Origin of the sequence: Rhabdonatronobacter sediminivivens, from assembly GCF_013415485.1 — a bacterium.
GTDB lineage: Bacteria > Pseudomonadota > Alphaproteobacteria > Rhodobacterales > Rhodobacteraceae > Rhabdonatronobacter > Rhabdonatronobacter sediminivivens.
On the sequence record NZ_JACBXS010000015.1, the window covers coordinates 58,572 to 84,004 of the forward strand.

At 66.0% G+C, this 25,433-nt stretch carries 25 protein-coding genes; 8 read left to right on the top strand and 17 right to left on the bottom strand.

Annotation, left to right across the window (positions count from 1 at the left end; genetic code table 11):
* Window positions 1-12 precede the first annotated feature (12 nt).
* Both rpmF and HUK65_RS09140 read right to left on the bottom strand, forming a co-directional pair.
* Window positions 13-219, bottom strand: coding sequence for a 50S ribosomal protein L32 (rpmF, locus tag HUK65_RS09135; protein WP_179905856.1), 207 nt, complete (start codon window positions 217-219; stop codon window positions 13-15).
* Between the two features lie 187 nt (window positions 220-406).
* Window positions 407-1,165: a GNAT family N-acetyltransferase gene (locus HUK65_RS09140; protein WP_179905857.1), complete on the bottom strand. Its 759-nt coding sequence runs from the start codon at window positions 1,163-1,165 to the stop codon at window positions 407-409.
* 110 nt (window positions 1,166-1,275) lie between these two features.
* On the opposite strand from HUK65_RS09140, the gene msrB (HUK65_RS09145) reads away from it, so the two are divergent.
* On the top strand, window positions 1,276-1,671 hold the full coding sequence (gene msrB / locus HUK65_RS09145; protein WP_179905858.1) for a peptide-methionine (R)-S-oxide reductase MsrB: 396 nt from the start codon (window positions 1,276-1,278) through the stop codon (window positions 1,669-1,671).
* Between the two features lie 100 nt (window positions 1,672-1,771).
* Here the strand turns inward: msrB (HUK65_RS09145) and HUK65_RS09150 are convergent, their stop codons facing one another.
* Both HUK65_RS09150 and HUK65_RS09155 read right to left on the bottom strand, forming a co-directional pair.
* On the bottom strand, window positions 1,772-2,155 hold the full coding sequence (locus HUK65_RS09150; RefSeq protein WP_179905859.1) for an aldehyde dehydrogenase family protein: 384 nt from the start codon (window positions 2,153-2,155) through the stop codon (window positions 1,772-1,774).
* A 452-nt stretch (window positions 2,156-2,607) separates the two neighbouring features.
* The gene (locus tag HUK65_RS09155; protein ID WP_179905860.1) at window positions 2,608-3,762 is read right to left on the bottom strand and encodes a DUF418 domain-containing protein; all 1,155 of its coding nucleotides are present in this window, start codon (window positions 3,760-3,762) and stop codon (window positions 2,608-2,610) included.
* A gap of 17 nt (window positions 3,763-3,779) precedes the next feature.
* On the opposite strand from HUK65_RS09155, the gene HUK65_RS09160 reads away from it, so the two are divergent.
* Window positions 3,780-4,169, top strand: coding sequence for a hypothetical protein (locus HUK65_RS09160; RefSeq protein WP_179905861.1), 390 nt, complete (start codon window positions 3,780-3,782; stop codon window positions 4,167-4,169).
* A 193-nt stretch (window positions 4,170-4,362) separates the two neighbouring features.
* Here the strand turns inward: HUK65_RS09160 and HUK65_RS09165 are convergent, their stop codons facing one another.
* Window positions 4,363-5,841, bottom strand: a complete 1,479-nt coding sequence (locus HUK65_RS09165) for an NAD-dependent succinate-semialdehyde dehydrogenase (RefSeq protein ID WP_179905862.1) — start codon at window positions 5,839-5,841, stop codon at window positions 4,363-4,365.
* 255 nt (window positions 5,842-6,096) lie between these two features.
* On the opposite strand from HUK65_RS09165, the gene HUK65_RS09170 reads away from it, so the two are divergent.
* Entirely contained in the window at window positions 6,097-7,692 is a 1,596-nt protein-coding gene (locus HUK65_RS09170) for a sensor domain-containing diguanylate cyclase (RefSeq protein ID WP_179905863.1), read from the top strand.
* 254 nt (window positions 7,693-7,946) lie between these two features.
* On the opposite strand, the gene ilvN is transcribed toward HUK65_RS09170, so the two are convergent.
* The 3 genes from ilvN to HUK65_RS09185 form a co-directional block, all read right to left on the bottom strand.
* Entirely contained in the window at window positions 7,947-8,507 is a 561-nt protein-coding gene (gene ilvN / locus HUK65_RS09175; RefSeq protein WP_179905864.1) for an acetolactate synthase small subunit, read from the bottom strand.
* Between the two features lie 126 nt (window positions 8,508-8,633).
* Window positions 8,634-10,388 (bottom strand): acetolactate synthase 3 large subunit, encoded by a 1,755-nt coding sequence (locus HUK65_RS09180; RefSeq protein WP_179905865.1) that lies wholly within the window; start codon window positions 10,386-10,388, stop codon window positions 8,634-8,636.
* A 335-nt stretch (window positions 10,389-10,723) separates the two neighbouring features.
* A complete protein-coding gene (locus tag HUK65_RS09185) occupies window positions 10,724-10,978 on the bottom strand; it encodes an accessory factor UbiK family protein (RefSeq protein WP_179905866.1) in 255 nt (84 codons plus the stop codon).
* A 111-nt stretch (window positions 10,979-11,089) separates the two neighbouring features.
* Here HUK65_RS09185 and lgt point away from each other — a divergent pair, with 111 nt between their 5' ends.
* Genes lgt through pgeF form a run of 3 tightly spaced genes read left to right on the top strand, consistent with a single transcriptional unit; the run spans window position 11,090 to window position 13,849 of the window.
* A complete protein-coding gene (gene lgt, locus HUK65_RS09190) occupies window positions 11,090-11,986 on the top strand; it encodes a prolipoprotein diacylglyceryl transferase (RefSeq protein ID WP_179905867.1) in 897 nt (298 codons plus the stop codon).
* A complete protein-coding gene (locus HUK65_RS09195; RefSeq protein ID WP_179905868.1) occupies window positions 11,983-13,068 on the top strand; it encodes a class I SAM-dependent methyltransferase in 1,086 nt (361 codons plus the stop codon). Before lgt ends, HUK65_RS09195 begins: the two co-directional genes overlap by 4 nt.
* Window positions 13,069-13,084: 16 nt before the next feature.
* Complete coding sequence (gene pgeF / locus HUK65_RS09200; RefSeq protein ID WP_179905869.1) at window positions 13,085-13,849, top strand: peptidoglycan editing factor PgeF; 765 nt, start codon at window positions 13,085-13,087, stop codon at window positions 13,847-13,849.
* Here the strand turns inward: pgeF and HUK65_RS09205 are convergent, their stop codons facing one another.
* From HUK65_RS09205 to HUK65_RS09225, 5 genes are all read right to left on the bottom strand, one after another.
* Entirely contained in the window at window positions 13,850-14,710 is an 861-nt protein-coding gene (locus HUK65_RS09205; protein WP_179905870.1) for an ATP-binding protein, read from the bottom strand.
* A gap of 8 nt (window positions 14,711-14,718) precedes the next feature.
* The gene (tatC, locus tag HUK65_RS09210; protein ID WP_179905871.1) at window positions 14,719-15,573 is read right to left on the bottom strand and encodes a twin-arginine translocase subunit TatC; all 855 of its coding nucleotides are present in this window, start codon (window positions 15,571-15,573) and stop codon (window positions 14,719-14,721) included.
* Window positions 15,570-16,067: a Sec-independent protein translocase protein TatB gene (tatB, locus tag HUK65_RS09215; RefSeq protein WP_179905872.1), complete on the bottom strand. Its 498-nt coding sequence runs from the start codon at window positions 16,065-16,067 to the stop codon at window positions 15,570-15,572. The genes tatC and tatB overlap by 4 nt, the downstream gene beginning before the upstream one ends.
* A 51-nt stretch (window positions 16,068-16,118) precedes the next feature.
* Window positions 16,119-16,352: a twin-arginine translocase TatA/TatE family subunit gene (gene tatA, locus HUK65_RS09220; RefSeq protein ID WP_179905873.1), complete on the bottom strand. Its 234-nt coding sequence runs from the start codon at window positions 16,350-16,352 to the stop codon at window positions 16,119-16,121.
* A 133-nt stretch (window positions 16,353-16,485) separates the two neighbouring features.
* The gene (locus tag HUK65_RS09225; RefSeq protein ID WP_179905874.1) at window positions 16,486-17,331 is read right to left on the bottom strand and encodes a sensor domain-containing diguanylate cyclase; all 846 of its coding nucleotides are present in this window, start codon (window positions 17,329-17,331) and stop codon (window positions 16,486-16,488) included.
* Window positions 17,332-17,718: 387 nt separating this feature from the next.
* Here HUK65_RS09225 and HUK65_RS09230 point away from each other — a divergent pair, with 387 nt between their 5' ends.
* A complete protein-coding gene (locus HUK65_RS09230) occupies window positions 17,719-19,200 on the top strand; it encodes a DEAD/DEAH box helicase (protein ID WP_179905875.1) in 1,482 nt (493 codons plus the stop codon).
* A gap of 108 nt (window positions 19,201-19,308) precedes the next feature.
* Here the strand turns inward: HUK65_RS09230 and HUK65_RS09235 are convergent, their stop codons facing one another.
* The 4 genes from HUK65_RS09235 to dnaG all read right to left on the bottom strand — a co-directional run bounded on the left by HUK65_RS09235 (window position 19,309) and on the right by dnaG (window position 24,650).
* Window positions 19,309-19,725 (bottom strand): secondary thiamine-phosphate synthase enzyme YjbQ, encoded by a 417-nt coding sequence (locus HUK65_RS09235; protein ID WP_179905876.1) that lies wholly within the window; start codon window positions 19,723-19,725, stop codon window positions 19,309-19,311.
* Window positions 19,726-19,777: 52 nt separating this feature from the next.
* The gene (locus tag HUK65_RS09240; RefSeq protein WP_179905877.1) at window positions 19,778-20,320 is read right to left on the bottom strand and encodes a hypothetical protein; all 543 of its coding nucleotides are present in this window, start codon (window positions 20,318-20,320) and stop codon (window positions 19,778-19,780) included.
* 171 nt (window positions 20,321-20,491) lie between these two features.
* A complete protein-coding gene (gene rpoD / locus HUK65_RS09245) occupies window positions 20,492-22,504 on the bottom strand; it encodes an RNA polymerase sigma factor RpoD (protein ID WP_179905878.1) in 2,013 nt (670 codons plus the stop codon).
* A 190-nt stretch (window positions 22,505-22,694) separates the two neighbouring features.
* Window positions 22,695-24,650 (bottom strand): DNA primase, encoded by a 1,956-nt coding sequence (gene dnaG / locus HUK65_RS09250; RefSeq protein ID WP_179905879.1) that lies wholly within the window; start codon window positions 24,648-24,650, stop codon window positions 22,695-22,697.
* 156 nt (window positions 24,651-24,806) lie between these two features.
* Between dnaG and msrB (HUK65_RS09255) the strand changes: the two genes are divergently transcribed.
* Window positions 24,807-25,358 (top strand): peptide-methionine (R)-S-oxide reductase MsrB, encoded by a 552-nt coding sequence (gene msrB, locus HUK65_RS09255; RefSeq protein ID WP_179905880.1) that lies wholly within the window; start codon window positions 24,807-24,809, stop codon window positions 25,356-25,358.
* The last annotated feature ends 75 nt before the right edge of the window (window positions 25,359-25,433 follow it).

Sequence of the window (25,433 nt, forward strand, 5' to 3'; positions counted from 1 at the left end):
GCCCGCGCGCGCTCAGGCCGCGTCGTCGTCCAGATCGACGTCGGCGGCCTGGGCGACCACTTCGCGGTCATTGTAGAAGCCGCAGGACGGGCACACATGATGCGGGCGCTTCAGCTCACCGCAGCTGGGGCATTCGTTCGGGTTTGCGGCAACCAGCGCATCATGGGCCCGGCGCATGTTGCGGCGGGAGCGGGTTACGCGGTTCTGTTGCACGGCCATGGGTTCAACCTCGGGTATCTGTCGTGAATGGGCCCGCGCCAGGCGCCGGACCCGGGGAATCTTGGATCGGTTCGGTCGATACGGGGGATGCCATACACCGCCGGGGTACATGTTCCAAGCCCTGTTCGCTCGAGCGCCGGACCATAGACGTATTTTTCCGCAGCGCAAGGGGGCGCGCGCAGCCCTGTCAGTGCGCGGCCAGCGCCGCCAGGGCCCGCAGCCGCGCCTTGCGCGCGGGGGGGATTGTTGCCGTGTCCACCAGCGTCAGCACATGCAGCGTGTCCAGATCCCGGTCAATGACCGCGTGGTCCGACACCCGCCCTCCAAGCGCCAGATAGCTGCGCAGCAACGGGGGTATCCCGCGCGGCGAGGGGGCCACCGCGGCAACCGGCTGTTGCAGCGGCGTGGTTTCGGATGCGGCCGGACCGGGGGCGATTGCGGGCCGCGCCAGGTGATGCGCCGCCAGCCAGGCCAGCGCCGGAGCGTGGCGGTCTGGCTCGGCCCCGGGAAAAGAGCTGCATCCCATCAGCAGCCGGGCCCCCATGGCATCGACCAGTGCGGCCACCTCGCCCAGAAGCAGGCGCGGAATGTCGGGGACATGGCGGACTGCCGGGGCAAGGCAGAAGCGCCCCAGTTCCAGGATCGGCGCGCCGACATCGGCCAGCCCGCGCAGATCATAGAATTGCGCGCTGTAGCCCCGGTTCGCGGCAGGGCCGTCGGGCAGGATCAGCACCCGACACGTGGCCACGACGGTCCCGCTGCCCTCCTCCCGCACCACCAGATGCCTGGCCTGGGGGTCGAACGCATCGGCATCCGGCCGACCGGCGCGAAAGACCCGTGCACGCAGGGCCAGCGCAGCCCGCAAGGTGCTGGCCGAACGTGCTGTGGCCGCGCCATAGCGCACAGGGCTGAGCGAGGTCGTTGCGGCAAGGCTGCTGGCGGGCATGGGGATCCCCCTCTGTTCACTGTGCCGGATGGCCAGGGCCTCTGGTCCGGGGCACATAGACTCCTAGATCATATAGGGAAATGACAGTATTGCGAAGCAAGGGAGCTGACATGAGTTTTCCGGTCGAGAAAAGCGATGCCGAGTGGCGCGCGCAATTGTCGGATCTGGCCTATAAGGTGACCCGCAAGGAAGGCACCGAGCGCGCCTTTTCCCATGATGACTTTCCAAAGGTGCCGGGGCGGTTTCATTGCATCTGCTGCGGACAGGGACTGTTCGATCAGACGCAGAAGTTCGACAGCGGCACGGGATGGCCCTCGTTCTGGGCGCCGATCGACGATGAGGCCATCGGGACGCGCGTGGACCGAAAGTTCTTCATGCGCCGCACCGAGGTGCATTGCAGCGGCTGTGGCGCGCATCTGGGACATGTCTTTCCTGACGGCCCCCCGCCCACCGGCCTGCGCTACTGCATGAATGGTGTCGCTATGGAATTTGTCCCCGACGCGTGACCTTGCAGTTGTGGCCGCTGGCCCCTCTGCGCCCCCGGGCGTCGCCCACCCGCCCACCCCGACGCCCGGGGGCGCAGAGGCGCGGAACCGCAGCAGTGCGTCATTTGTCCCGCGACAATATGCGCAATGTCTCCAGGTCCGGATGCCGCTGCAACAGCCCCCCGGTCCCGGGGCCATCGCCTTGCAACAGCGCCACAGCCCCCGGGGACACCCCCAGGGCATGCAGCGCATCAAAAAGAACGGTCGCGGCAACGGCGCCGCCGGGCGCGGGCTTGATGATCAGCGGACGCCCGCTGCGCAACACGCTTTCGACCAGCAGCAATTGTGCGCGCGGCATCAGGTCCGCAGGGAACAGCAACGCCACAGGCCGCCGGTCCGTGACCAGATGTTGCAATGCGCCCTCGGCAAGGGACCGGCCGGCTGCGCCGCATTCGGCGCGCTGTGCCCGCTCTAGCGTCGCCTCCAGGGCGCCACTGTCCTGCATGATCCTTTCGGCTAAGGCAGCGCCTGCGGCCGCCCCCGCGCCAGAAACGGCAAATGCGCGCGCATGGAGAAGCGCCCGCTCAACATCCAGAGGCCCGGCAGGCACGATCTGTCCCGGACACCTGCCGCAGGCCAGCCGCACCGGGTTCCCTCCGGTTGCCAATGGCGCACGCCAGCCACCTCCGACATAATGCGTGACCAGCTTTTCCCGTAAATCGTCCACGATCCCAGGATCAAGATGCCCGGACATGTCCACCTGCACCTCACCTAAAGACCATGACGCTGCACATGGCCCATTCTTTATACACCGCGCATCAGGCCCACAAGCCAGAGCCTTGGCAAAACACCATCACACCGCTGCCACGCGCGCCTGAGCGCCCTCGGGGCGCGAGGCGGCCGCGTCCCCCCTCGATGGGGGGCAAGGCCGCGCCCCGCCACCAGGGGAGAGCAAGCTCATCCGACCTGACGCGCCCCGTGCAGAGGCTGCACTTCCAGCCGCGTAAGGCTGCGCCAGACCCATTCCCACGGCCCATAGAGGAAATGCCGGAACCAGAGCTGTGCGAACCCCGCCAGCACGGTAAATATCCCCAGCGCGACACCCGCCACCTGCACCGTTCCCAATTGGCCGATCAGCTGCAGCCCCCAGCCATAGAACACCGCCTGCCCCAGCGCCGCCGACATCAGATAGGCCGTCAGGCTCATCCGCCCCAGCGGCGCCAGCGCCTGGTGCAAGGGCGCGGCTCCGGGGCGCTGCAACAGATGCGCCAGCAGCATCAGATACCCAAGCGCCATCACCGGCGTGTTCAGGTACCGCACGGACATCACCCCCGCAGCCTCGGGCATCAGTTTCAGACCCAACCCCAGCGCCAGCAATACAACACCCCCGCGCAGCAGCCGATCACGATACTCGGGCAGCCGCCGCAGCAGCCCTGATTTCCCCACCGCCAGCCCCAGCAGGAACAGACCCGACAGAATGAAGAACCGCAGCACCAGCATGCTGTCGCCCCCCTCCGCCGCGTTCATCACCATATGCCAGTTCTGCCGGATCGTATCGACGAAGGAGGAGGAGGCATAGGCATCCAGACTGTCCAGATGCCCCTTCGGAACAGGCTTCGGGCGCTCCAGCCCCGCCAGACCCAGAACCGCCGGTCCCGCCAGGATCAGCGCGCCCGAAATCCACAACAGGACCCGAGCTGACAATCGCGCAGCCAGCGGCAGGATCACCCCCAGCGCCGCATAGGACATCAGGATATCCGCCCAGAACAGGAACACCGCGTTGAACAGGCCGATGACCCCCAATACCGCCAGCCGGCGCAGGAACATGAGCGCCGCAGGCCCGTCCGCCCGGGCCGCCCTGCGCATGATCAGGCTGAAGCTCAGCCCGAACATGAAGGAAAACGCCGCCAGCGCCTTGCCCTCCAGGAACACGGTAATGAAACGCCAGGCCGCCAGATCGAACGGCCCCAGCATCGCCGCGCGCAATTCGGGGGTCATGTAGGCGAGCCCGGCCATCGTCATCATGTTGACGACGATCACCGCTGCCAGCACGATGGCGCGCAGGGTATCCACCAGGGTATGACGCTCGCGCTCGGCGCCTGATGTGCTCAAGGGTCCATCCTCCTGCCATGATGCGCCGCGCCCCGTTCGGCCCGCGCGAAACCGGAAAATACCCTTCTCAATGTCCGCCGCCACACGCGGTTCCATGGAAAGTTCGTGACCGGCAGGATCCCGCCGATCGCAGCTTGCAGATCACCGCTAAACGGCCCGGCCCTTCAGGCGGCATCTTCATTCAAGCCAGCCTGCCATGTCTTGCTGCGGGCCAGTGCGGCGAAGCTTCGGATTGCGGCATTGGTTTTCTCACAGCGCAAGGCGATATGCCGGAATTTCTGAACCTGTTGAAAAAGCACTCGACCCAGCGGGTGAACCACATGCCAACGGAGTTCCACTGCCCCGGTTTCGGCGAAAGATCGCGCCCGGTCGAGGCGATCCGCGCCCGCCACAAGGACAAACGATGACCTGTGGCGCGTCGCAGGACAGGAAACCGTTTGAACGCAATACATCTCAAGCGCCACACTGCCTGCTGCGGACACGCAGCAGGCAGCGCCCCCGAGGCGCGCAGGGTGGGTGGGTGGGCGCGGCTCGGGGGCGCTTGCAACACCAGCCAGCAGGCAAGCTGTCGGGGCTCGAAGGCCCCGGCACGCCAAGCTGTCAGGTGCTCAGGCAGATGTATTTCATCTCCAGGTAATCCTCGACCCCGTGGCGCGAGCCTTCGCGCCCCAGCCCCGACTGCTTGACCCCGCCAAACGGCGCGACCTCGGTCGAGATGATGCCCGTGTTCACCCCCACGATCCCGTATTCCAGCGCCTCCTGCACCCGGGTGATCCGGCCCACATCGCGGGCGTAGAAATAACAGGCCAGACCAAAGATCGTGTCATTGGCATAGCCGACCACCTCTTCTTCGCTCTCGAAACGGAACAGCGGCGCCAGCGGGCCAAAGGTTTCCTCCTGCGCGACCTTCATCGATTGGGTAACACCGGTGACGATGGTGGGCTCAAAGAACGCCCCGCCCTTTGCATGCCGCTTGCCGCCGCTGACCAGAGTGCCGCCTTGCGCCAGCGCGTCGCTCAGATGCTCTTCCACCTTTTCGATCGCGCCCTCGTTGATCAGCGGGCCCAGGTCGGTGCCATCCTCCAGCCCGTCGCCGACCTTCAGTTTCTCAACCGCCGCCTTCAGCTTTTCGGCAAAGGCGTCATAGACCCCCGCCTGCACATAGATGCGGTTGGCGCAGACGCAGGTCTGGCCGTTGTTGCGATACTTGCACATGATCGCGCCCTGCACCGCAGCATCCAGATCGGCGTCGTCGAACACGATGAACGGCGCGTTGCCGCCCAGCTCCATCGAACATTTCATCACCTGATCGGCGGCCTGACGCAGCAGGATGCGGCCCACCTCGGTGGAGCCGGTGAAGGTCAGCTTGCGCACCGTCGGGTTCTCGCAGAACTCCTTGCCGATATCCGAGGACCGCGAGGAGGGGATCACCGACAGCACGCCCTCGGGCACGCCGGCGCGTTCGGCCAGCACCGCCATGGCCAGCGCCGAAAGCGGCGTTTCCGCCGCCGGGCGCGCCACGAAGCCGCAGCCCACCGCCAGCGCCGGGGCGACCTTGCGCGCGATCATCGCGTTGGGGAAATTCCACGGCGTGATCGACGCGGCCACCCCGATCGGCTGGCGGATCACGCTGATGCGCTTGTCGGGCTGATGGCCGGGGACGGTCTCGCCATAGATGCGCTTGGCTTCCTCGGCGAACCATTCGACAAAGCTGGCGCCATAGGCGATCTCGCCCTTCGCCTCGGCCAGGGGTTTGCCCATTTCGGCGGTCAGGATCAGGGCCAGATCATCGGCATTGGCCATCATCAGGTCGTACCAGCGGCGCAGGATGTTGGCGCGCTCCTTGGCGGTGCGTGCGGCCCAGGCGTGGCGGGCAGCGTCCGCTGCGGCAATGGCGCGGGCAGTTTCCGCGCGCGACAGGTCCGCCACCCGGGCAATCACATCGCCGCGCGCAGGGTTGCGGACCTCGAAGGTGGCGCCGTCATCGGCATCCACCCATGCCCCGGCGACAAAGGCTTGTGTGCGCAGCAGGTCCGGGTCCTTCAGCATCGCGGCCAGATCGGTCTTGGTGTCAAGCATGACGCCCTCCTGTTCAGGATTTCGGTTGCCGGCACCATAGCCGCAGGGCGCAGGGATTTGCCAGCCCACATGCGCACCACGGGCGGCGTGCAGAAACGAAGCCTTAACCTGCGCGGGATAACCTATGGCACAAAGGCGTGTGGCGCCCGACCGGGTTGCCCGACCGGGTTGCCCGACCGGGTTGCTCGCCCGGGTTGCGCGCCCGGACCCCCGGGGGCCAGGCACCGCCCCGCAGCACAGTTTGAAAGGCCGCGCATGGATGGACACACCCCCGGGTCGCAGGACACAAGCCACACATACCCCGAGTCAGACGGCACCGAGCCCCCCCCGCCACAGCCACGAAATACGCCCCCCCCTGGCTCCGAGGCTGAGCAGCATTTCTTCGCCCAACTGGCCCTGCACCATGGCGGGGACGGTGTCGTGGTCACCGATTCACTGCGGCGGACCCTCTGGATCAACCCCGCCTTCTCCGCCCTGACCGGCTACCAGCTGGAGGATCTGCTGGGCAAGGACCCCGGGGAGGTTCTGCAAGGCCGCGACACCGACCCGGATACCGCCGAACGCATCCGCGAGGCCACGCACCACCGGCAGGAACTGCGCTGCGAAGTGCAGAACTATACCCGCAGCGGCACTGCATACTGGGTGGACCTGCGCATCGTCCCCGTCCATGACGACACCGGCCGCCACACCCATTACGTCTCTACCCTGCGTGACATCACCGAACGCAAGTCTCTGGAAGACCAGAATGAGGAAATGCGCCAGGCCGAGGCCATGCGCCAGGACGAACGCCAGCTTCTGGCCCAGACCAGCGAATGGCTTTATTCCGCGCGCTCATCCGATGAGCTGATGATGGTCGTGCGCCGCGCCATGCATACGCTCATCCCCGAGGCCGATGGCGCGCTCTATGTCTACGCCACGGCGCGCGACACGCTGGATCTGGCCGCAAGCTGGGGCTCCATGCCCGCATTCACGCCCCGCATCGCCCCGGATGACTGCTGGGCGCTGCGCCGCGGGCGGGCCTACAGCTACGGCATGAAGGCCATCGAATTTCCCTGCGATCATGTCCATGGCGACGCTCCGCCCCCCTTCTTCTGCCTTCCCATCATCGCGCATGGGGAAACCATCGGCCTGCTGCACCTGCGCTTTGACGGGTTCGAGGAAACGGGCATGCTGCGCCACATGCGCGAAGGGGTTCTGCGCAACCGCTGGGAACTGGGTCTGATCTGCGCCGAACAGATCAGCCTGGCGATCGCCAATGTGCGCCTGCGCCATGAATTGCACGATCGATCCGTGCGCGACCCGCTCACCGGGATCTGGAACCGCCGCTGGTTTCTGGACGCCATGCAGCGCGCCTTGCGGCGCAACAGCACAACCGGCAACGCGCTCAGCCTGATCCTGCTGGATGTAGACCATTTCAAGCGGTTCAACGATGACCACGGCCATGATGCCGGTGATCTGGTCCTGCAAGCGGTCGGCGAAGTCTTGCGCGATCACCTGCCCGAACACTGCCAGCCCTGCCGACTGGGGGGGGAGGAATTCGTGATCCTGTGTAATGATACCGACGCCGATGCGGCCGCCGCCCTGGCGGCCAGGATCGCCACCGCCCTTTCCAGCCAGACCCTGCAGCATGACCGGAGCGCCTTGCCGCCCGTTACCGTATCGGGCGGCATTGCAACCGCACCGCACCATGGCCAGACCGCCGAAGGACTGCTGCGCGCCGCCGATCAGGCCCTTTACGCGGCCAAGAACAATGGCCGGAACCGGATCGAATGCGCCAGAACGCAGGTGGAGCAGATAGCCACGCCGGCAACACCCGGCAGCCAGAATCAGTCAATTCAGAAAGGTGCCTGACCCGCAGACGGGACCACCTTGGCCGAAGCCGTTATCGGGCACCTGTCGGGGCGCTGCGTGTCGCGGTCAGCATCAATGCAAAGGGTCACTGCACCGCCCCTCCCCGGGCGCGGGCCCTGAGGCCACCTGTGCAGCGCATCCCTGTGGCAGCCGGGTTCGCGGGGCTATGCCTCCCCATTCCCACAGCGCCCCGAACGCAGCGCGCTGAACAGCAGCGCAGGACCAGACAGGGCCGTGCAGCGGGAAACCCGCGCCTACTGCCCCCGCGACAAGGCCGCAACCCCGGTCCGCGCCACTTCGCGCAGGCCCAGCGGGCGCATGAGTTCGGCAAAGGCATCCACCTTCTCGGGCGTGCCGGTCATCTCGAACACAAAGCTTTCCAGCGTCGAATCGACCACATTGGCGCGAAAGATCTCGGCCAGGCGCAGTGCCTCGATGCGTGGCTCCCCCTTGCCCGCAACCTTGAACAGCGCCAGTTCGCGTTCGACCGAAGGCCCTTCGGTGGTCAGATCGTGCACCTCATGGGTGCTGACCATGCGTTCGAGCTGCGCCTTGATCTGGATGATGACCTGCGCGGTTCCGGTGGTCACGATCGTGATACGCGAGCGGTGCCCTTCGTGATCCACCTCGGCCACGGTCAGGCTGTCGATGTTGTAGCCGCGCGCCGAGAACAGGCCGATGACCCGCGCCAGAACCCCGGATTCGTTGTCGACGATGATCGCCAGCGTGTGGCGCTCCAGCCGCTCGGCATGCGGATCACGCAGATCATAGGCCGAATGCTTCGACGATCCTTTTTCGATGTTCAGAGGGGACATCCGTTTTCCTTGGACTTGTTTGTCATTGTCAGAAGCCCCCGCCACCCTGCCCCCGAACGCCCGTGCCGGGGCGTGCGGGTGGGTGGGTGGGGCACGGCCCGGCACGGGCGTTCGGGGGCATGCGGCTCAGACCAGAACTGCGCCCTTGGCGCCGATCACGCCCTGGGTTTCCGCCTCGCCCAGGATCATGTCGTTATGGGCATTGCCGGACGGGATCATGGGGAAGCAGTTTTCGTGCTTTTCCACCAGACAGTCAAAGATCACCGGCCCGTCATAGGCCAGCATCTCGCGGATCGCGTCATCCAGATCCTCCTCTGAATCGCAGCGGATCCCCTTGCAGCCAAAGGCCTCGGCCAGCTTGACGAAATCGGGCAGCGCCTCGGACCAGCTGTGCGAATAACGCTCGCCATGCAGCAACTCCTGCCACTGACGCACCATGCCCAGACGTTCGTTATTCAGGATGAACTGCTTGATCGGCAGGCGATACTGAACCGCCGTGCCCATCTCCTGCATGTTCATCAACCACGAGGCCTCGCCCGCGACGTTGATCACCAGCGCCTCCGGATGCGCCACCTGCACACCGACCGAGGCCGGCAGGCCATAGCCCATGGTGCCCAAGCCCCCCGAGGTCATCCAGCGGTTCGGATCCTCGAACCCCAGATATTGCGCCGCCCACATCTGGTGCTGGCCAACCTCGGTGGTGATGTAGCGATCCATCTCCTTGGTCAGCGCCTCCAGCCGCGCCAGGGCGTGCTGCGGGCGGATTATGCCCGTGCCCGGCTTGTAGGCCAGGCAATCCACGGCGCGCCATTCGTCGATCTGGCTCCACCAACGCTCCAGCGCGGGGCGGTTGACCTTGCGCCCGCGCGCGCTCCAGATTTCCAGCAGATCGGCCAGCACGTCCGAGACATCCCCGATGATCGGCACATCCGCATGGATCACCTTGTTGATCGAGGACGGGTCGATATCGATATGCGCCTTTTTCGATCCGGGGCTGAAGGCGTTGATCCGGCCCGTGATCCGGTCATCGAACCGCGCGCCGATATTAATCATCAGGTCGCAGTCATGCATCGCCCAGTTGGCTTCATAGGTGCCGTGCATCCCCAGCATGCCGATCCATTCGCGCCCCGAGGCCGGATAGGCGCCCAGCCCCATCAGGGTCGAGGTGATCGGAATCCCTGTGGCCGCCACCAGCTCGCGCAGCAGGCGGCTGGCCTCGGGGCCGGAATTGATGACGCCACCACCAGTGTAGAACACAGGCCGCTCGGCGGTTTCGATCAGCGCAGCGAGTTCTTCGATCCGGGCGCGGTCGCCCTTGACCTGGGGGCGGTAATGGCTCGTGCGCGCCTGTGGTTTTTCGACATAGGCGCCAGTGGCGAATTGCACGTCCTTCGGAATATCCACCAGAACCGGGCCGGGGCGCCCGCTGGCGGCCACATGGAACGCCTGATGGATGGTCTCGGCCAGCTTGTCGGTATCCTTGACCAGCCAGTTCATCTTGGTGCAGGGGCGCGTGATGCCGACGGTATCGGCCTCTTGAAACGCGTCCGAGCCGACCATGAAGGTCGGCACCTGCCCGGTCAGAACCACCAGTGGGATCGAATCCATCAGCGCATCGACGATTCCCGTCACCGCATTGGTGGCGCCAGGGCCCGAGGTCACCAGCACCACGCCGGGTTTGCCGGTCGAACGCGCATACCCTTCGGCGGCATGCACCGCGCCCTGTTCGTGGCGCACCAGGATGTGACGGATCTCATTCTGCTGGAACAACTCGTCATAGATCGGCAGCACGGCGCCGCCCGGGTAGCCGAAGACCACCTCGACCCCTTGCTCCTTCAGTGCTTCGATCACCATTCTCGCGCCGGTCATCTGACCTGTCATCGTCCCTTCTCCATCTCCTCGCGCCGCAGTCTGCGCTCCCCGTTCTGCGGTCAAAAAAAGCCCCCGTGTCGGAACCGGGGGCGCATGGGTATACCTGTCAGGGTGTCCGTTACCGGCCCATGCGCCATGTCCCTACAATTACCAGAAGGCCGTGCACTGTTCAGTCCATCCATCAAGACAAAGGGCTTTCCCCTTGCCTGCGGAACCTAGGCAGGTTGGCGGGGACCGTCAACCGGCAAAACACAGCAATCATGTCGCGTAGGCGAAGTTTTTTTTGCATTTGTTGCGCGAAGGCGGTGCAAAGCGACACCCTGCCCCGCCGGCCCGGCATGGTTTCAGCCGCGGTCCCTGATCGCCGCTTCCAGGGCATCGATCCGCGCCTGCAGGGCGGCGTTTTCCTCGCGCGCTTTCTGGGCCATGGCGCGCACGGCGTCGAATTCCTCACGCGTGACAAAATCCCGATCCGCCAGCCAGCGGTCCAGCAGCCCCTTGAAGGCGGTTTCCGCCTCGGACCGCGCGCCCTGGGCGACGCCCATTGCGTTGGTCATCAGTTGTGCCATGTCGTCCAGAAGCTTGTTGCGGGTCTGCATGTGGTCTCTCCGATCTGCTGGGACTTATATGTGACCAAGGGCCACGGAACTCAAGGTTGACTTCCGCCCGCGCGGGGCGTCACACAGTCGCGCAACCTCAGGACGGACCCCATGCTCCTTGCCATCCCCTTCCCCGATATCTCGCCCGAATTGTTCGCCATTGATATCGGCAATTTCCGTTTTGCCCTGCGCTGGTATGCGCTGGCCTATATCGTGGGCTTTCTGGCCGGGTGGTGGCTGATCATGGCGGCCATGAAGCGCCCCGCGCTCTGGCCCGGCGGGCAGGCACCCATGGCGCCCGGCGCGGTGGAATCGCTGCTGACCTGGGTGATTCTGGGCACCATCCTCGGCGGACGGCTGGGCTTCGTGCTGTTCTATCAGCCCGGCTATTACCTGTCCTACCCCGCCGAGATCCTGCGCGTGTGGGAAGGGGGCATGTCCTTTCACGGCGGGCTGGCGGGGGTGGTCCTGGCCGGGTTCATCTGGGCGCGGCGCAACGGGGTGCCGGCGCTGCAACTGGGCGATGCCATGGCCATGGTCGCGCCGATCGGGATCGGCCTGGGGCGGCTGTCGAATTTCATCAATGCCGAGCTGTGGGGCCGCCCGACCGAGGTTCCATGGGGCGTGATCTTCCCCGGCCCTGCGGCGCAAACCTGCCCCTGGGACTGGCCCCACGCGGTCTGCGCCCGCCACCCCACGCAGCTCTATGAGGCCGCGCTGGAGGGGCTGCTGCTGGGCGCGGTGGTGCTGTGGCTGGCCTGGCGGCGCGGCGGGCTGCGGCGGCCGGGTCTGCTGACGGGCGCGTTCATCGGCGGCTACGGGCTGGCGCGGTTCATCGTCGAATTCTGGCGCGAGGCCGATGCCCAGTTCATCACCCCGGACAATCCCATGGGGCATGTGCTGTCGCTGGGTCCGGTCGGCCTCAGCATGGGGCAATTGCTGTCGCTGCCGATGATCGCCGTGGGGCTGTATCTGATCTGGCGCGCACCAAGGACCGCCCCGGCGTGACGGCGCTGGCCAATCTTCTGCGCCGCCGGATTGCGGCAAACGGGCCGATCACCCTGGCCGATTACATGCGCGACTGCCTGCTGCACCCCCAGCACGGCTATTACGCCACCCGGGACCCGCTGGGCGCCGCGGGCGATTTCACCACCGCGCCCGAGATCAGCCAGATGTTCGGCGAGCTGCTGGGGCTGGCCCTGGCCCAGACATGGCTGGATCAGGGCACCCCCACCCCCTTCACCCTGGCCGAGCTTGGCCCCGGCCGTGGCACATTGATGGCCGATGTGCTGCGCGCAACCCGCGCTGTGCCGGGCTTCCACGAAGGCGCACGGCTGCACCTGGTCGAGGCCTCGGCCCCCCTGCGCGCGCGTCAGGCCGAAACCCTGGCCGCCTATGCGCCGACCTGGCATGACAGCGTGAGCACCCTGCCCCAGGCCCCGTTGTTCCTGCTGGCCAATGAGTTCTTTGACGCCCTGCCCATCCGCCAGTTCGTCCGGCGCGGCGATGGCTGGGCCGAACGCATGGTGGGGCTGGCCGAAGGCGCGCTGACCTTTGGCCTGTCGGACCCCGCGCCGCTGGCCGCGCTGGCGCATCGGCTGGCCGATACCGCCGAAGGCGCCATCGTCGAAACCTGCCCCGAGGCCGGGCCGATGATAGCCCAGGTCGCCGCCCGCATTGCCCGTCATGGCGGCGCGGCGCTGGTGATCGACTATGGCGACTGGCGCTCGAACGGGGACACGTTGCAGGCCCTGCGCGGCCATGCCTTCGACCTGCCGCTGGCCCACCCCGGGCAGGCTGATCTGACCGCGCATGTGGATTTCGAGGCCCTGGCCCGTTCCGCTGTCGCCGCGGGCGCCGCCCATGCCCCCCTGACCCCGCAGGGCGCCTTTCTGGAGCGTCTGGGCATCACCGCACGGGCGCAGACCCTGGCGCATGGCCTGACCGGGCGCGCGCTTGGATCCCATATCGCCGCACATCGGCGCTTGACCCACCCGCAGGAAATGGGAAACCTGTTCAAGGTGCTGGCGCTGCACCCGCAGGGCAGCGCACCGCCGCCCGGAACCGAGACACCGGAGCCGAGATACTGACGCCAGGGACCGTTTGATGACGCTTGAAATCCTGACGACTGACGCGCTTTTGCCCCTGCGACACGGGTTCTTCACCCGGCGCGGGGGGGCGTCCTCGGGGGTTTATGCGGGGCTGAACTGTGGCGGCGGCTCGGGCGATCAATCCGACAGCGTGCAGTTGAACCGTGCCCGCGTCGCCCGGGCCCTGGAGATTGCGCCTGCGCATCTGATCACCGCCCATCAGGTCCATTCCGCCGATGTGGTGCCGGTCACTGCCCCGTGGCCGGACCCGGCCAACCGTCCGCGCGCCGATGCGCTGGTCACCGCCACGCCGGGGCTGGCGCTGGCGGTGCTGACCGCCGATTGCCAGCCCGTGCTGATGGCGGATGCCGAAGCCGGGGTGATCGGCGCGGCCCATGCCGGTTGGCGCGGCGCCCTGGACGGGGTGCTGGAGGCCACGGTGGACGCCATGGAGCGCCTTGGCGCCCGCCGCGCGCAGATCCAGGCCGTGATCGGCCCCTGCATCAGCCAGCGCGCCTATGAGGTTGGCCCCGAACTGCTGGAAGATTTCATGGCCGAAGACCCGGCCAACAGCCGCTTCTTCGCCAATGGCGCGGGCGACCGCTATCAGTTCGATCTGGCGGGATTTGGCCTGCACCGGTTGCGGCAGGCGGGTGTGGGTCATGCCGAATGGACCCGGCATTGCACCTATTCGGACCCTGTGCTGTTCTATTCCTACCGCCGTTCGGTCCACGCGGGCGAGGCCGATTACGGGCGCCTGATCTCGGCCATTCGGCTGTAGCTAGGCGCCGTTCAGCGCCACCCCATGGCGTCCGGCCAGATCGGTAAAGAACTGCCACGCCACGCGCCCCGAACGGCTGCCGCGGGTGGCCTGCCATTCGATCGCCTCGGCGCGCAGCACATCGGGGGCCACCTGCAGGCCATAGGCGGCGCAATAACCGTCGATCATGGCCAGATATTCATCCTGATCGCAGGGATGAAAGCCCAGCCACAACCCGAAGCGGTCCGACAGCGAAACCTTCTCCTCCACCGACTCGGAGGGGTTTATGGCGCTGGAGCGTTCGTTTTCGATCATGTCACGCGGCATCAGATGGCGCCGGTTCGAGGTTGCGTAAAGCACCACATTCCCAGGCCGGCCCTCAACCCCGCCGTCCAGCACCGCCTTGAGCGATTTGTAATGTTGGTCATCATGGGAAAAGGACAGATCATCGCAGAAGAGGACGAACCGCTCTTGCCGTGCCGCGCGCAGATGGCTCAGCAATCGCCCGATCGAGGGCAGATCCTCACGCTGGATTTCCACCAGTTTCAGGTGGCTTGAAGGCTCTTCTTCAAGTGTCGCAGCATGCACGGCCTTCACCAGCGAAGACTTGCCCATCCCCCGCGCGCCCCACAGCAGCGCGTTGTTCGCCGGAAGACCGCGCGCGAATTGCAGCGTATTGGCCAGAAGCGTGTCACGCGCGCGACTGATCCCCACCAGCAGGTCCAGCGCCACGCGGTTGATGCGCGCCACAGGTTCCAGCCGCTCAGGGCCGGTGTGCCAGACAAAGGCACTGGCCGCCGACAGGTTCGGCGCTGGCGGCGGCGGCGGGGCCAACCGCTCCAACGCCTCGGCGATCCGGCGCAGAGTATCATCGTTTGACATCTGATCCTTCATACGCCGGCCTCATCCTCATCCATCAGGCCCTGGGCGCGCAGTTCTGCGTTGCGCTTGCGCTCCACCCGGCCGACCAGCAGGATCGACAGCTCATAAAGCCCGTAGACCACTGTGAACAGGATCATCTGGGTGATGACATCCGGCGGGGTCACCAGTGCCGCAAGCGTCAGGATACCGACCATGGCCCATTTGCGCCCGGATTTCAGCCCATCCACCGACACCAGCCCGGCCTTGCCCATCAGCGTCAGCAGCACCGGCAACTGAAAGCACAGGCCAAAGGCAATGATGAAGCGCGTGGTCAGGCTGAGGTATTCATTCACCGACCCCTGAAAGGTCACCCCCGCCTGCGCTATCGCCGATCCCTCGCCCACCGTATCAGGGTCCAGCATCATCCCGCCAACCTGCTGGAAGTTCAGGAAGAAATTGAAGGCCAGCGGGGTGACGATGTAAAAGGCAAAGGCCGCGCCCAGAAAGAACATGACCGGCGAGGCCAGCAGGAAAGGCAGGAATGCGTTCTTTTCGGAGCGGTAGAGCCCCGGCGCCACAAAGCGCCAAAGCTGCGTGGCAATCACCGGAAAAGACAGCACGAAGCCGCCCAGCATCGAGATGCGGATGGCAACAAAGAAGCCCTCCTGCAGCTTGATCAGGATCAGGTTGCACTCCTGGCCGCGCACCTCCAGCGCCGAACAGAGCGGCTTGGTCAGGAAGTTGAAGATAGGGTTCCAGATGGTGAAGCACAGCACCATCGCCACCACAAAGGCCAGCAGCGACCACATGATGCGCGAGCGCAGCTCGGCCAGATGCTCGATCAGCGGCGCGCCCTTGTCGTCGATATCCTGATCGGCACTCATGAGGGTTTTTTCTCGTTGCTGGTCTCAGCGCCGCCCGAGGTTGCGTCGGCCTGCGGCGCGGCGGCCGTGGACGGCTCTCCGGCGGCGGCTGAAGCCGCCCGCGCGCGCGCCTCGTCGCGTTCGGCGCGCAGCGCTGCCATTTCCCGCTCTATGGCGTCGCGTTCGGTATCGGCGGCGGCTTCACCCTCGGCCGAGGGCGCCTTGCCGGTTTTCTTCTGCTTTGCGGCCCAGTTCCGGGGGTCCTTGATGTCGCGCAGCTCGTCCAGGCCCATGCTCTGCGAGGATGTCGCCTTGCGCAGGTCGCGCGCCACATCCTTGACGCCGGTGTCGTCGGCGGCGTCATCCATCGCCCGCTGGAACTCACGCGCCATGTTGCGCGCCTTGGCCGTGAACTGGCCCAGGGTGCGAAACATCTTCGGCAGGTCCTTGGGGCCGACCACGATCAGGGCGACCACGCCCACCACCAGAAGCTCGGTCCAGCCGATGTCAAACATCCCCTGCGCCCCCCGTCACCGGCCCGGGCCGGTGTGTTGCTGCGTTCCGCCTCAGACCTTGTCCTTTTCCTCGGTCTGGCTCTGGGGCGTGACATCGCGCGCGGTATCGGCAGCTTCGGTCGACTGGCTTTCGATCTCCTCGGTGCCGTCCTTCACGCCCTTTTTGAAGGCGGTGATGCCCTTTCCGACTTCGCCCATCAGCGTGGCGATCTTGCCGCGGCCAAACAGCACCAGGACCACAACGGCGATGATGACAAGACCCGCGGGGCCGATATTGTTGAGCATGATCTTCTCCCTGTGCGGGGGCCGCGCCCCCGGCTGGTGTCTTCAGGCCTGTATGTATGAATAATTTCGGTCCATTCAAAGCCCCAAAATGGGCCGCGCGCCAATATTGGCGCCCTGAAACGCCCCAGGCCCCCTAGCGCACGACTGTCAGATGCGGCGCCATGGCATCGTCTGCATGCACCCGGTTGCGCCCTGCCTGCTTTGCGCCGTAAAGCTGCGCATCGGCGGTTCGCAGCAAGGCGTCGGCGCTGGCAAGGCTTTCGCCCACGGCGGCCACGCCGAAGCTGGCGGTGACCTTCAGCGTCTCATGCCCGGGAAATGCCGTGACCTCGATCGCGGCACGCACACGCTCGGCCACGTCCAGGGCCTCTGGCATCGACACGGCCAGAAGAATGCCGAATTCCTCGCCCCCCAGGCGACCGAACGTATCATAGACGCGCAGCTGTTGCGCCGCAACACGCCCCACTTCCTGCAACACCCGGTCGCCCACGCAATGGCCCAGCGTGTCATTGATCCGCTTGAAATGGTCCAGGTCGAACAGGATCAGCGACAGGTCTTCGCCACTGCGGCGGCTGGCCGCAATGGCCTTGCGCAGGTCGGTTTCGAAAACCCGCCGGGTCATGGCTCCGGTCAGCGGATCGCGGCTGGCCTGCTGCCAGAGTTCGAACTGCTCCACGATCAATGCGGCGAAGCCCTGCAACAGGGTCTGTTCGCGCTGGGTGAACATCCGATCCGCCGAATCGAGCACCCGCAGCGCCCCGATCAGCGTGTCATCGCGCATCAGCGGCACCGAGATGAAGCCCCGCTGCACCCCTGACGTCCGGATCAGGTCACTGGCATCGAAAGAGATCGACACCGACGATACACTCAGAACCGATCTGATCAGCCCGCGCAGATTGTCGAATTGCGCCGGCGCCGGGATCCATTTGGGCGCCGGATCCGGCGCACCGATCAGGCGCGGCTTGGGCGCTGGGCGCATATGCGCGTTATTATCAAGGGGATCGGTCCGCTGGGGGCCGTTCATGTTCTGCCGCTCCTGCCTGTTTCCGTTCGGCGTTATCATCCGCCGTTCCGGGCAAAATTACGGCGGTTTCGCGCGCCGATGCTGACGAAGCCAGACAGACGCATCACCACACTGTTTACACTTCCTTAACTTGCCAGAAACGCACACCGAACGCCAGCCCCGATGTCAGGACAGCGCCGCCTGACGCTGGAATTGACCGCGCCGGGTTTTTTCGCTACGACAAGGGCCAGCGCCGACCCGGAGCGGACCGAACCGCCGCGTTCGCGCTGACCCGACCGCGGGACGCGACAGGCAAGCGTCTCAAGTTATTTTGCGGCCCGATGCCGCAAGCCATGGACGCATATGACCAAATTTTCCGACCTGAAGCTGGACCCAAAGGTCCTCAAAGCCATTGCCGAAGCCGGCTATGAAACCCCGACGCCCATCCAGGAGCAGGCGATCCCCCATGCGCTGGAGGGCCGCGATGTGCTGGGCATTGCCCAGACCGGAACCGGCAAGACTGCCAGTTTCACCCTGCCGATGATCACCCGGCTGGGCCGTGGCCGCGCCCGGGCGCGGATGCCGCGCTCACTGGTGCTGGCGCCGACGCGTGAACTGGCCGCCCAGGTGGCCGAGAATTTCGACATCTACGCCAAATACACCCGCCTGACCAAGGCATTGCTGATCGGCGGCGTGGCCTTTGGCGAACAGGACAAGCTGATCGACCGTGGCGTGGATGTGCTGATCGCCACGCCCGGCCGCCTGCTGGACCATTTCGAACGCGGCAAGCTGCTGCTGACCGGGGTTGAGGTGATGGTGGTCGATGAGGCCGACCGCATGCTGGACATGGGCTTCATCCCGGATATCGAACGCATCTTCAAGCTGACGCCTTTCACGCGCCAGACCTTCTTCTATTCGGCCACCATGCCGCCCGAGATCGAGCGCCTGACCAACACCTTCCTGCAGGGCCCCGCGCGGGTCGAGGTCGCCCGCCAGGCGACGGCGTCCGAGACCATCGAACAGGCGCTGGTGGAGTTCCGCCCCTCGCGCCGTGACCGGGCCGCCAGTGAGAAACGCCGCCGCCTGCGCGATCTGATCGAAGCCGAGGGCGAACGCCTGACCAACGCCATCATCTTCTGCAACCGCAAGGTTGATGTGGATATCCTGGCCAAGTCCCTGAAGAAATACAAACTGGACGCCGCCCCGATCCATGGCGATCTGGACCAGTCGCTGCGGACACGCACACTGGACCGCTTCCGCAACGGTGAGCTGAAATTCCTGATCGCCTCGGATGTGGCGGCGCGGGGGCTCGATGTTCCGGCAGTGAGCCATGTGTTCAACTTCGATGTGCCGATCCACCCCGAGGATTACGTTCACCGTATCGGCCGCACCGGGCGCGCCGGGCGTGACGGCAAGGCCGTGACCATCGCCGCGCCTGCGGATGCAAAATTCGTCACCGCGATCGAGGATTTGCTGGGCAAGCCGCTGCCACGGGCCGAAAGCCCCGCGCAGACCGCGGACGCGCCCGCCGAAGACACGCCCACCGCACCCGCCGCTGATACCGCCGCGGCCGAGCCCAAGCGCCGCCGCCGTGGAAAGCCCGCCGAAGCCAAGGCCCAGCCCGCGCCCGAATCCGTGCAGCCCGAACCTGTGAAGGCCGAAGCCGCCCCGGTGCCCGCCGTCGCCGCCCCCGAGCCCGAGCAAACCGCCAGGCCTCGTGCCGAGCCGAAGCCCCGCGCCCAACCCCGGCGCGGCGAGGACAAGCGCGACGACCGCCGCGGCCAGGTTGTCGGCATGGGCGATCACGTCCCTGATTTCCTGTTGCGCGAATTCCGCGCCAGCTGAACGCCGGACCATTCCGAACCCGCCATTCGGACTCCAAGGCCCCGCCGCACCCTGCGCCGGGGCCTTTCTGTTTGGGCAAGGATGCCGCCCGGAGCATCCCGCCCGCGCTCAGCGCAGCATGGCCACCACGTTGCGCCGATGGGGCTGCGTGCGGTGTTCGACCACATAGACCCCCTGCCAGGTGCCCAGCATGGGGCGCCCCTCCACCACCGGGATGCTCAGCGTGGTCGGCAGCAGCATCGCCTTGATATGGGCGGGCATGTCATCCGGTCCTTCGATCGTATGGGTCAGCCAGCGCATGGCGGGATCATCCCCCATCGGCACCTGGCGCCGCAGGAATTCGATCAGGTCCACCTGCACATCCGGGTCCGCGTTTTCCTGGATCAACAGACTGGCCGAGGTGTGCCGGATCATCAGCGTCAGCACCCCATCCCCGCCCGGCCCCCGTTGCAACCACTCCCGGACCTGCCCGGTAATCTCGGTCAGGCCGGGGCCGCGTGTGGCAATGGTGAAAACCGTATGCATGTATCCCCCCGGAATGGCCGCCCGCAAAGCGTGGCCCGCGCATGCAGGCGCGTCAAGCTTGCGCCGCGGCGCGTTCGATCAGCCTGACATCAGGCGCCACCTGAGCAATAAAGGGGCGCAAGGCATGCCGTGCTGGCAGCCCAAGAGCGTAATCGGCCACGGCTTGGACCGCCGCCCAGGTCTCCGGGTGACGCGGCGCCTGTGGGTGCGAATCGCCCAGGAAATTGACGTAGAGCAGCCGCGCATCGATGCCATGCTCCCGCAGAAACCAGAGATGCGCCAGCCGGTTCGCCTGCTGATAGAGAACGCGGCACCAGTCCGAACGCGCATCCGCCCCCAGCGCCGTCTTCACATGCTCCAGGCTGGCTGCAATCCGCCGAAGGGACGTTGGCCCCGCGGCGCATGGGGTCGAAAGGGCCTCGGGCACATGGGCCTTGGCTTCGACCAGAACCACACCGCCGGGAAACACCGCAAGCCCGTCCCAACGCGGGCCGGAGCGCGGCCAGAACCCTGCCAACGCATCCTCCAGATGCCCAAGGTCCAGCACCTTCAGAAAGGATGCGTCCATGTATTCGGCGAAATCATCCGCGAGCACGGGTGCACGCCATTGCAGACGGGGCCAGTCCGCGGGCTGCAAGAGGTCAGGGCAGCTTCCGACACCGAGCTGCAACCAGCGCTGACTGCCACGCAACGCGGGCCTCTGCGCAATTCTTGTCACTTCGCCCCCCGCAAAAAAAGGTCAGGCGCCCGAAGGCGCCTGTTTCGTTCACTGATCCAGAAAGCTGCGCAACTTGCGCGAGCGTGACGGATGTTTCAGCTTGCGCAGCGCCTTGGCCTCGATCTGCCGGATGCGTTCGCGGGTGACGCTGAACTGTTGTCCGACCTCTTCCAGCGTGTGGTCGGTGTTCATGCCGATGCCGAAACGCATGCGCAGGACCCGTTCCTCACGCGGGGTCAGGCTGGACAGGACGCGGGTAGTGGTTTCCTTCAGGTTTTCCTGAATGGCACTGTCCAGCGGCAGGACGGCGTTCTTGTCCTCGATGAAATCGCCAAGCTGGCTGTCTTCCTCATCGCCGATGGGGGTTTCCAGGCTGATCGGCTCCTTGGCGATCTTCATCACCTTGCGAACCTTGTCCAGCGGCATCTGCAGCTTTTCGGCCAGTTCCTCGGGCGTAGGCTCACGGCCGATTTCATGCAGCATCTGGCGCCCGGTCCGGACCAGCTTGTTGATGGTCTCGATCATATGCACCGGGATGCGGATGGTGCGCGCCTGATCGGCGATCGAGCGGGTGATCGCCTGCCGGATCCACCAGGTGGCGTAGGTCGAGAACTTGTAACCGCGGCGGTATTCGAACTTGTCCACCGCCTTCATCAGGCCGATGTTGCCCTCCTGGATCAGGTCCAGGAACTGCAGCCCGCGATTGGTGTATTTCTTGGCGATGGAGATCACGAGGCGCAGGTTGGCCTCCACCATCTCCTTCTTGGCCTGGCGGGCTTCCTTTTCGCCCTTCTGGACCTGCCCGACGATACGGCGGAATTCGCCGATATCGACGCCCACATACTGGCCGACCTGGGCCATGTCGTTGCGCAGATCCTCAACCTTGTCGCGCGACCGCTCCATCAGCGCCTGCCAGCCGCGCCCCGGATTGGCGGCCATCTTGTCGCACCAGGTCGGGTCCAGCTCCTGTCCGCGCCAGGCGTCGATGAATTCACGCCGGTTGATACGGGCCTGATCGGCCAGCTTCACCATGGCGCTGTCGATGGACATGATCCGCTTGTTGATGCCGTAAAGCTGGTCCACCAGCGCTTCGATCCGGTTGTTGTGCAGGTGGAGCGAGTTCACCAGCACCACGATCTCGGAGCGCAGTGTCTGGTACTCGCGTTCCTCACGCGCGGAAAAACGCCCCTCTTCCAGAAGGGTCGCATTCATGCGCAATTCCTGCATCTCCGCCAGATGACCGTAATCCTGCGCAATCCGGTCCAGCGTTTCCAGAACCCGGGGCTTGAGCGCAGCCTCCATCGCCGCCAGCGACATGTTGGACTGGTCGTCCTCATCGTCGTCGTCGTCAGTGTTGCGGATGGGGTTGCCGTCGGCGTCAAGCTCGGGCTCCTCCCGCGCGGGGGCGGCGGCGGCGGGGGTGGGCGTGTTGGCATTCGCCGCGACAGGCCGGTCAATGCCTTCACCAACCTGCAGGTCCGCGTCCTCGTCCAGCGCATTGCCGAAGGTGGCGTCCAGGTCGATCACATCGCGCAACAGAACGTCTTCGTTCAGAAGCTCATCGCGCCAGATGGTGATGGCCTGAAAGGTCAGCGGGCTTTCGCACAGCCCCGAGATCATGGTGTTGCGCCCGGCCTCGATCCGCTTGGCGATGGCGATCTCACCCTCGCGCGAGAGCAGTTCGACCGACCCCATTTCGCGCAGATACATGCGCACCGGGTCATCGGTCCGGTCCAGCTTTTCGGTTTCGGTGGTTGCAACCGCCACCTCGCGCGAACTGGAGGTTTCGACAACCGCGCCACCGGCAGCAGCGTCGCCTTCCTCGGTCTCGTCATCCTCGATCACGTTGATGCCCATTTCCGAAAGCATGGACATCACGTCCTCGATCTGCTCGGACGAGACCTGATCGGGGGGAAGTACCTGGTTGAGCTGTTCGTAAGTGATGAAGCCGCGTTCCCGCGCTGCCGAGATCATCTTCTTGACCGAGGCCTGGCTCATGTCCAGCGAGACTTCGGTGTCCTGATCTTCGGTCTTGGTGTCGTCCGTGTCCTTGGCGGCCATGAAAGCTCCTGCGCGGCGAACTGATTCGGTTCGGACATGTGTAGCGAATCAACGCTGCGAATCACAGCGTCGGCGTGTCCGATATGCCGCATTTAGGAAATGCGGCGCAGCATTTCCAGCACTCTAGGGCGATTCACTGCACGAATCGGGTCGAATCATGCAGAAGCGCCACGCCATGGGCAGATGCTCGCTAGCGCTTGCGCTTGACCCAGACCTGTTTGTCGATCAGCTCTTGCAGCCTTTGCGAGAGTTCGGAGCGATCCTCACCCAGATCGCGGGTGTCCGAAAGCCCCGAACGTTCCGTGCGATGGCGTGCGGCCGCGGCCTGGCCCAGCCGCCATGTGACCCCTTCATCGGCAACACGGGTCAGATCCTCCATTGCCTCACGGGTTTCGGCCAGGGCGCCACGGCGGGCAGAGAGCATGGCGAATTCCTCCTCCAGGCAGGCGCGCACAAGCTCCGGGTCAGCGTCCGGGCGCACCGGCGGGGCAATGCGCACATGCGGGATCGACAGCAGCGCGTCCAGCGCATCGCCCGCCCTTTCGGCAAGCCGCCCGCGCAGGTTGCCGGGATCGGCCACATGCTCCAACAGGATCAGACGCAGGCGTTCATGGCCCGCGTCACGCATCTCGGCGCGCTCCAGCGCAGGTTCGAAATCCGGCAGATGCGCCGGATGGGCGATCAGCACCGCCAGTATGATTGCCTCATGCAGGTGGTCGGCCACGGCGTCATCCGGCCCGGCGGCCAGCAGCGTGCCGCGCGTGCCCGCCAGGGGCGCCGCAGGGAATGCCCGGCGGCGCCCGCCCGCCATGCCGCCGCCCCCGCGCCAGCTGCTCTGTGGCGCGCGGGGGCCGCGGGCGGGGGCAAAAGCCTCATAGCGCAGGCGACGAAGTTCCTCGGCGTAATGGCCGCGCAGGCTCTGGTCCGTGATCCGGCCCAGCGCCGCACGCAACCGCGCATCCAGCGCCGCACGGCGCTCGGGGCTGTCCAGCACCTGGCCCTCGGTCTCGCGCTGCCACAGCAGGCGCACCAGCGGCAGCGCGCCATCCAGCAGGTTGCGCATGGCCCCTGCCCCGCCGGCACGCAACAGGTCATCGGGGTCCTGGCCTTCGGGCAGCATGACAAAACGCAGCGACTGTTCGGGGCCGATCAGCGGCAGCGCCACATCGATCAGCCGCCAGGCGGCACGCAGCCCCGCCTTGTCCCCGTCCAGCGCCACCACCGGCTCGGGCGAGAGGCGCCACAGCAGGCGCAGCTGATCCTCGGTGATCGCCGTGCCCAGGGGGGCGACGGCCGCGCCAAACCCGGCAACCGAAAGAGCGATCACATCCATGTAGCCTTCGGCCACGATCAGCGGCCCCGGCCCCTTGGACATGGCCGCGCGGGCGCTGGCGGCGTTGTAGAGCGAGCGGCCCTTGTCAAAGAGCTCGGTTTCCGGCGAGTTGAGGTATTTCGCCCGGGCATTGGCGCTGAGCGCGCGCCCGCCAAAGGCGATGCAGCGGTCGCGCAAATCGCGGATGGGAAAGATGATGCGCCCGCGAAACCGGTCGAAGGGCGCGCCGCCGTCATCGGCGCGCGCGGCCAGCCCGGCATCGATGATCAGATCCGGCGCAACCCCTGCCCCGGTCAGATGCGTCCACAGCGCCTGACGGGCATCCGGCGCAAAGCCCAGGCCGAAGCGCTCCACAGTCTCGCGCGAGAGGCCACGCCCCTCCAGATAGGCGCGGGCCTCGGTTGCTGCGGCGGTGGAAAGCTGCATGCGAAAGAACCGGGCGGCGGCCTCCGTCACCTCGACCAGCTGGGCACGGCGGTCGGCCTTTTGCGCGGCGGCGGGATCGCGGGCGGGCATGGTCATCCCGGCCTCGCGCGCCAGTATCTCCACCGCCTCCATGAAATTCAGGTTCTGCGATTCGCGCAGAAACGTCAGGGCATCGCCCTTGGCGTGGCAGCCAAAGCAGTAATAGAAGCCCTTCTTGTCATCGACATGGAACGAGGCGCTCTTTTCCTGGTGGAACGGGCATGGCGCCCACATGTCCCCCTTGCCGGGCTTGGACTTGCGCATGTCCCATGTCACCGCCCGCCCGATCACCGATGCGATCGAAACGCGGTTGCGCAGTTCATCCAGAAAACCAGGAGGCAAACTCATGGGCGCCAATATCTGCCTCTGGCGCGCGGCTGTCCAGCGCGATGCGCGGCCGGTGCGCACGAAAGCGTGACCGGGCGTGCGTCCTTCACGTGGCATCCTGCGCTAGATACCGGGTATGACCGGGCATGGCCCGTCAAGGATCGAAGGAGGTGCCGCATGTTCACCCGCCGCAAGTTGCTGCTGTTCGCCGCCGCCCTGCCCGTTGCCGGGGCCGCCGGATATGGCGCCCTGGGCCTGCGCGAGGTGCGCGCCGCCGAGGGCAGCTTTCCCTTTACCCTGACCGAGGACGAATGGCGCGCACGCCTGACGCCCGCGCAATACGCAGTGCTGCGCGACCATGCCACCGAACGCGCCTTCACCAACGCGCTGATGGGCGAACGCTCCCCCCTGCTGGAGGAAGATCGCCCCGGCACCTACAACTGTGCCGGCTGCGGCCAGGCGCTCTATCGGTCCGAGACAAAATACGACAGCCGCACCGGCTGGCCCAGCTTCTGGGCCGAAATCGAGGGCACCGTGGGCACCATGGAGGACCGGAGCTTCTTCATGGTCCGCACCGAAGTGCATTGCGCCAATTGCGGCGGCCATCAGGGGCATATCTTCAATGACGGGCCGCAGCCGACGGGCCTGCGCCATTGCATCAACGGGCTGGCCATGACCTTTACGCCCGACGCGACCGGGATCGAGGAAGGGCATCCTATCCCGGCCTGAACGCGCTTGGCCGGGCCGGGCTGCGCGCCTGCGCGTCGCCCACCCACCCACCCCGACGCGCAGGCGCGCGGGTGC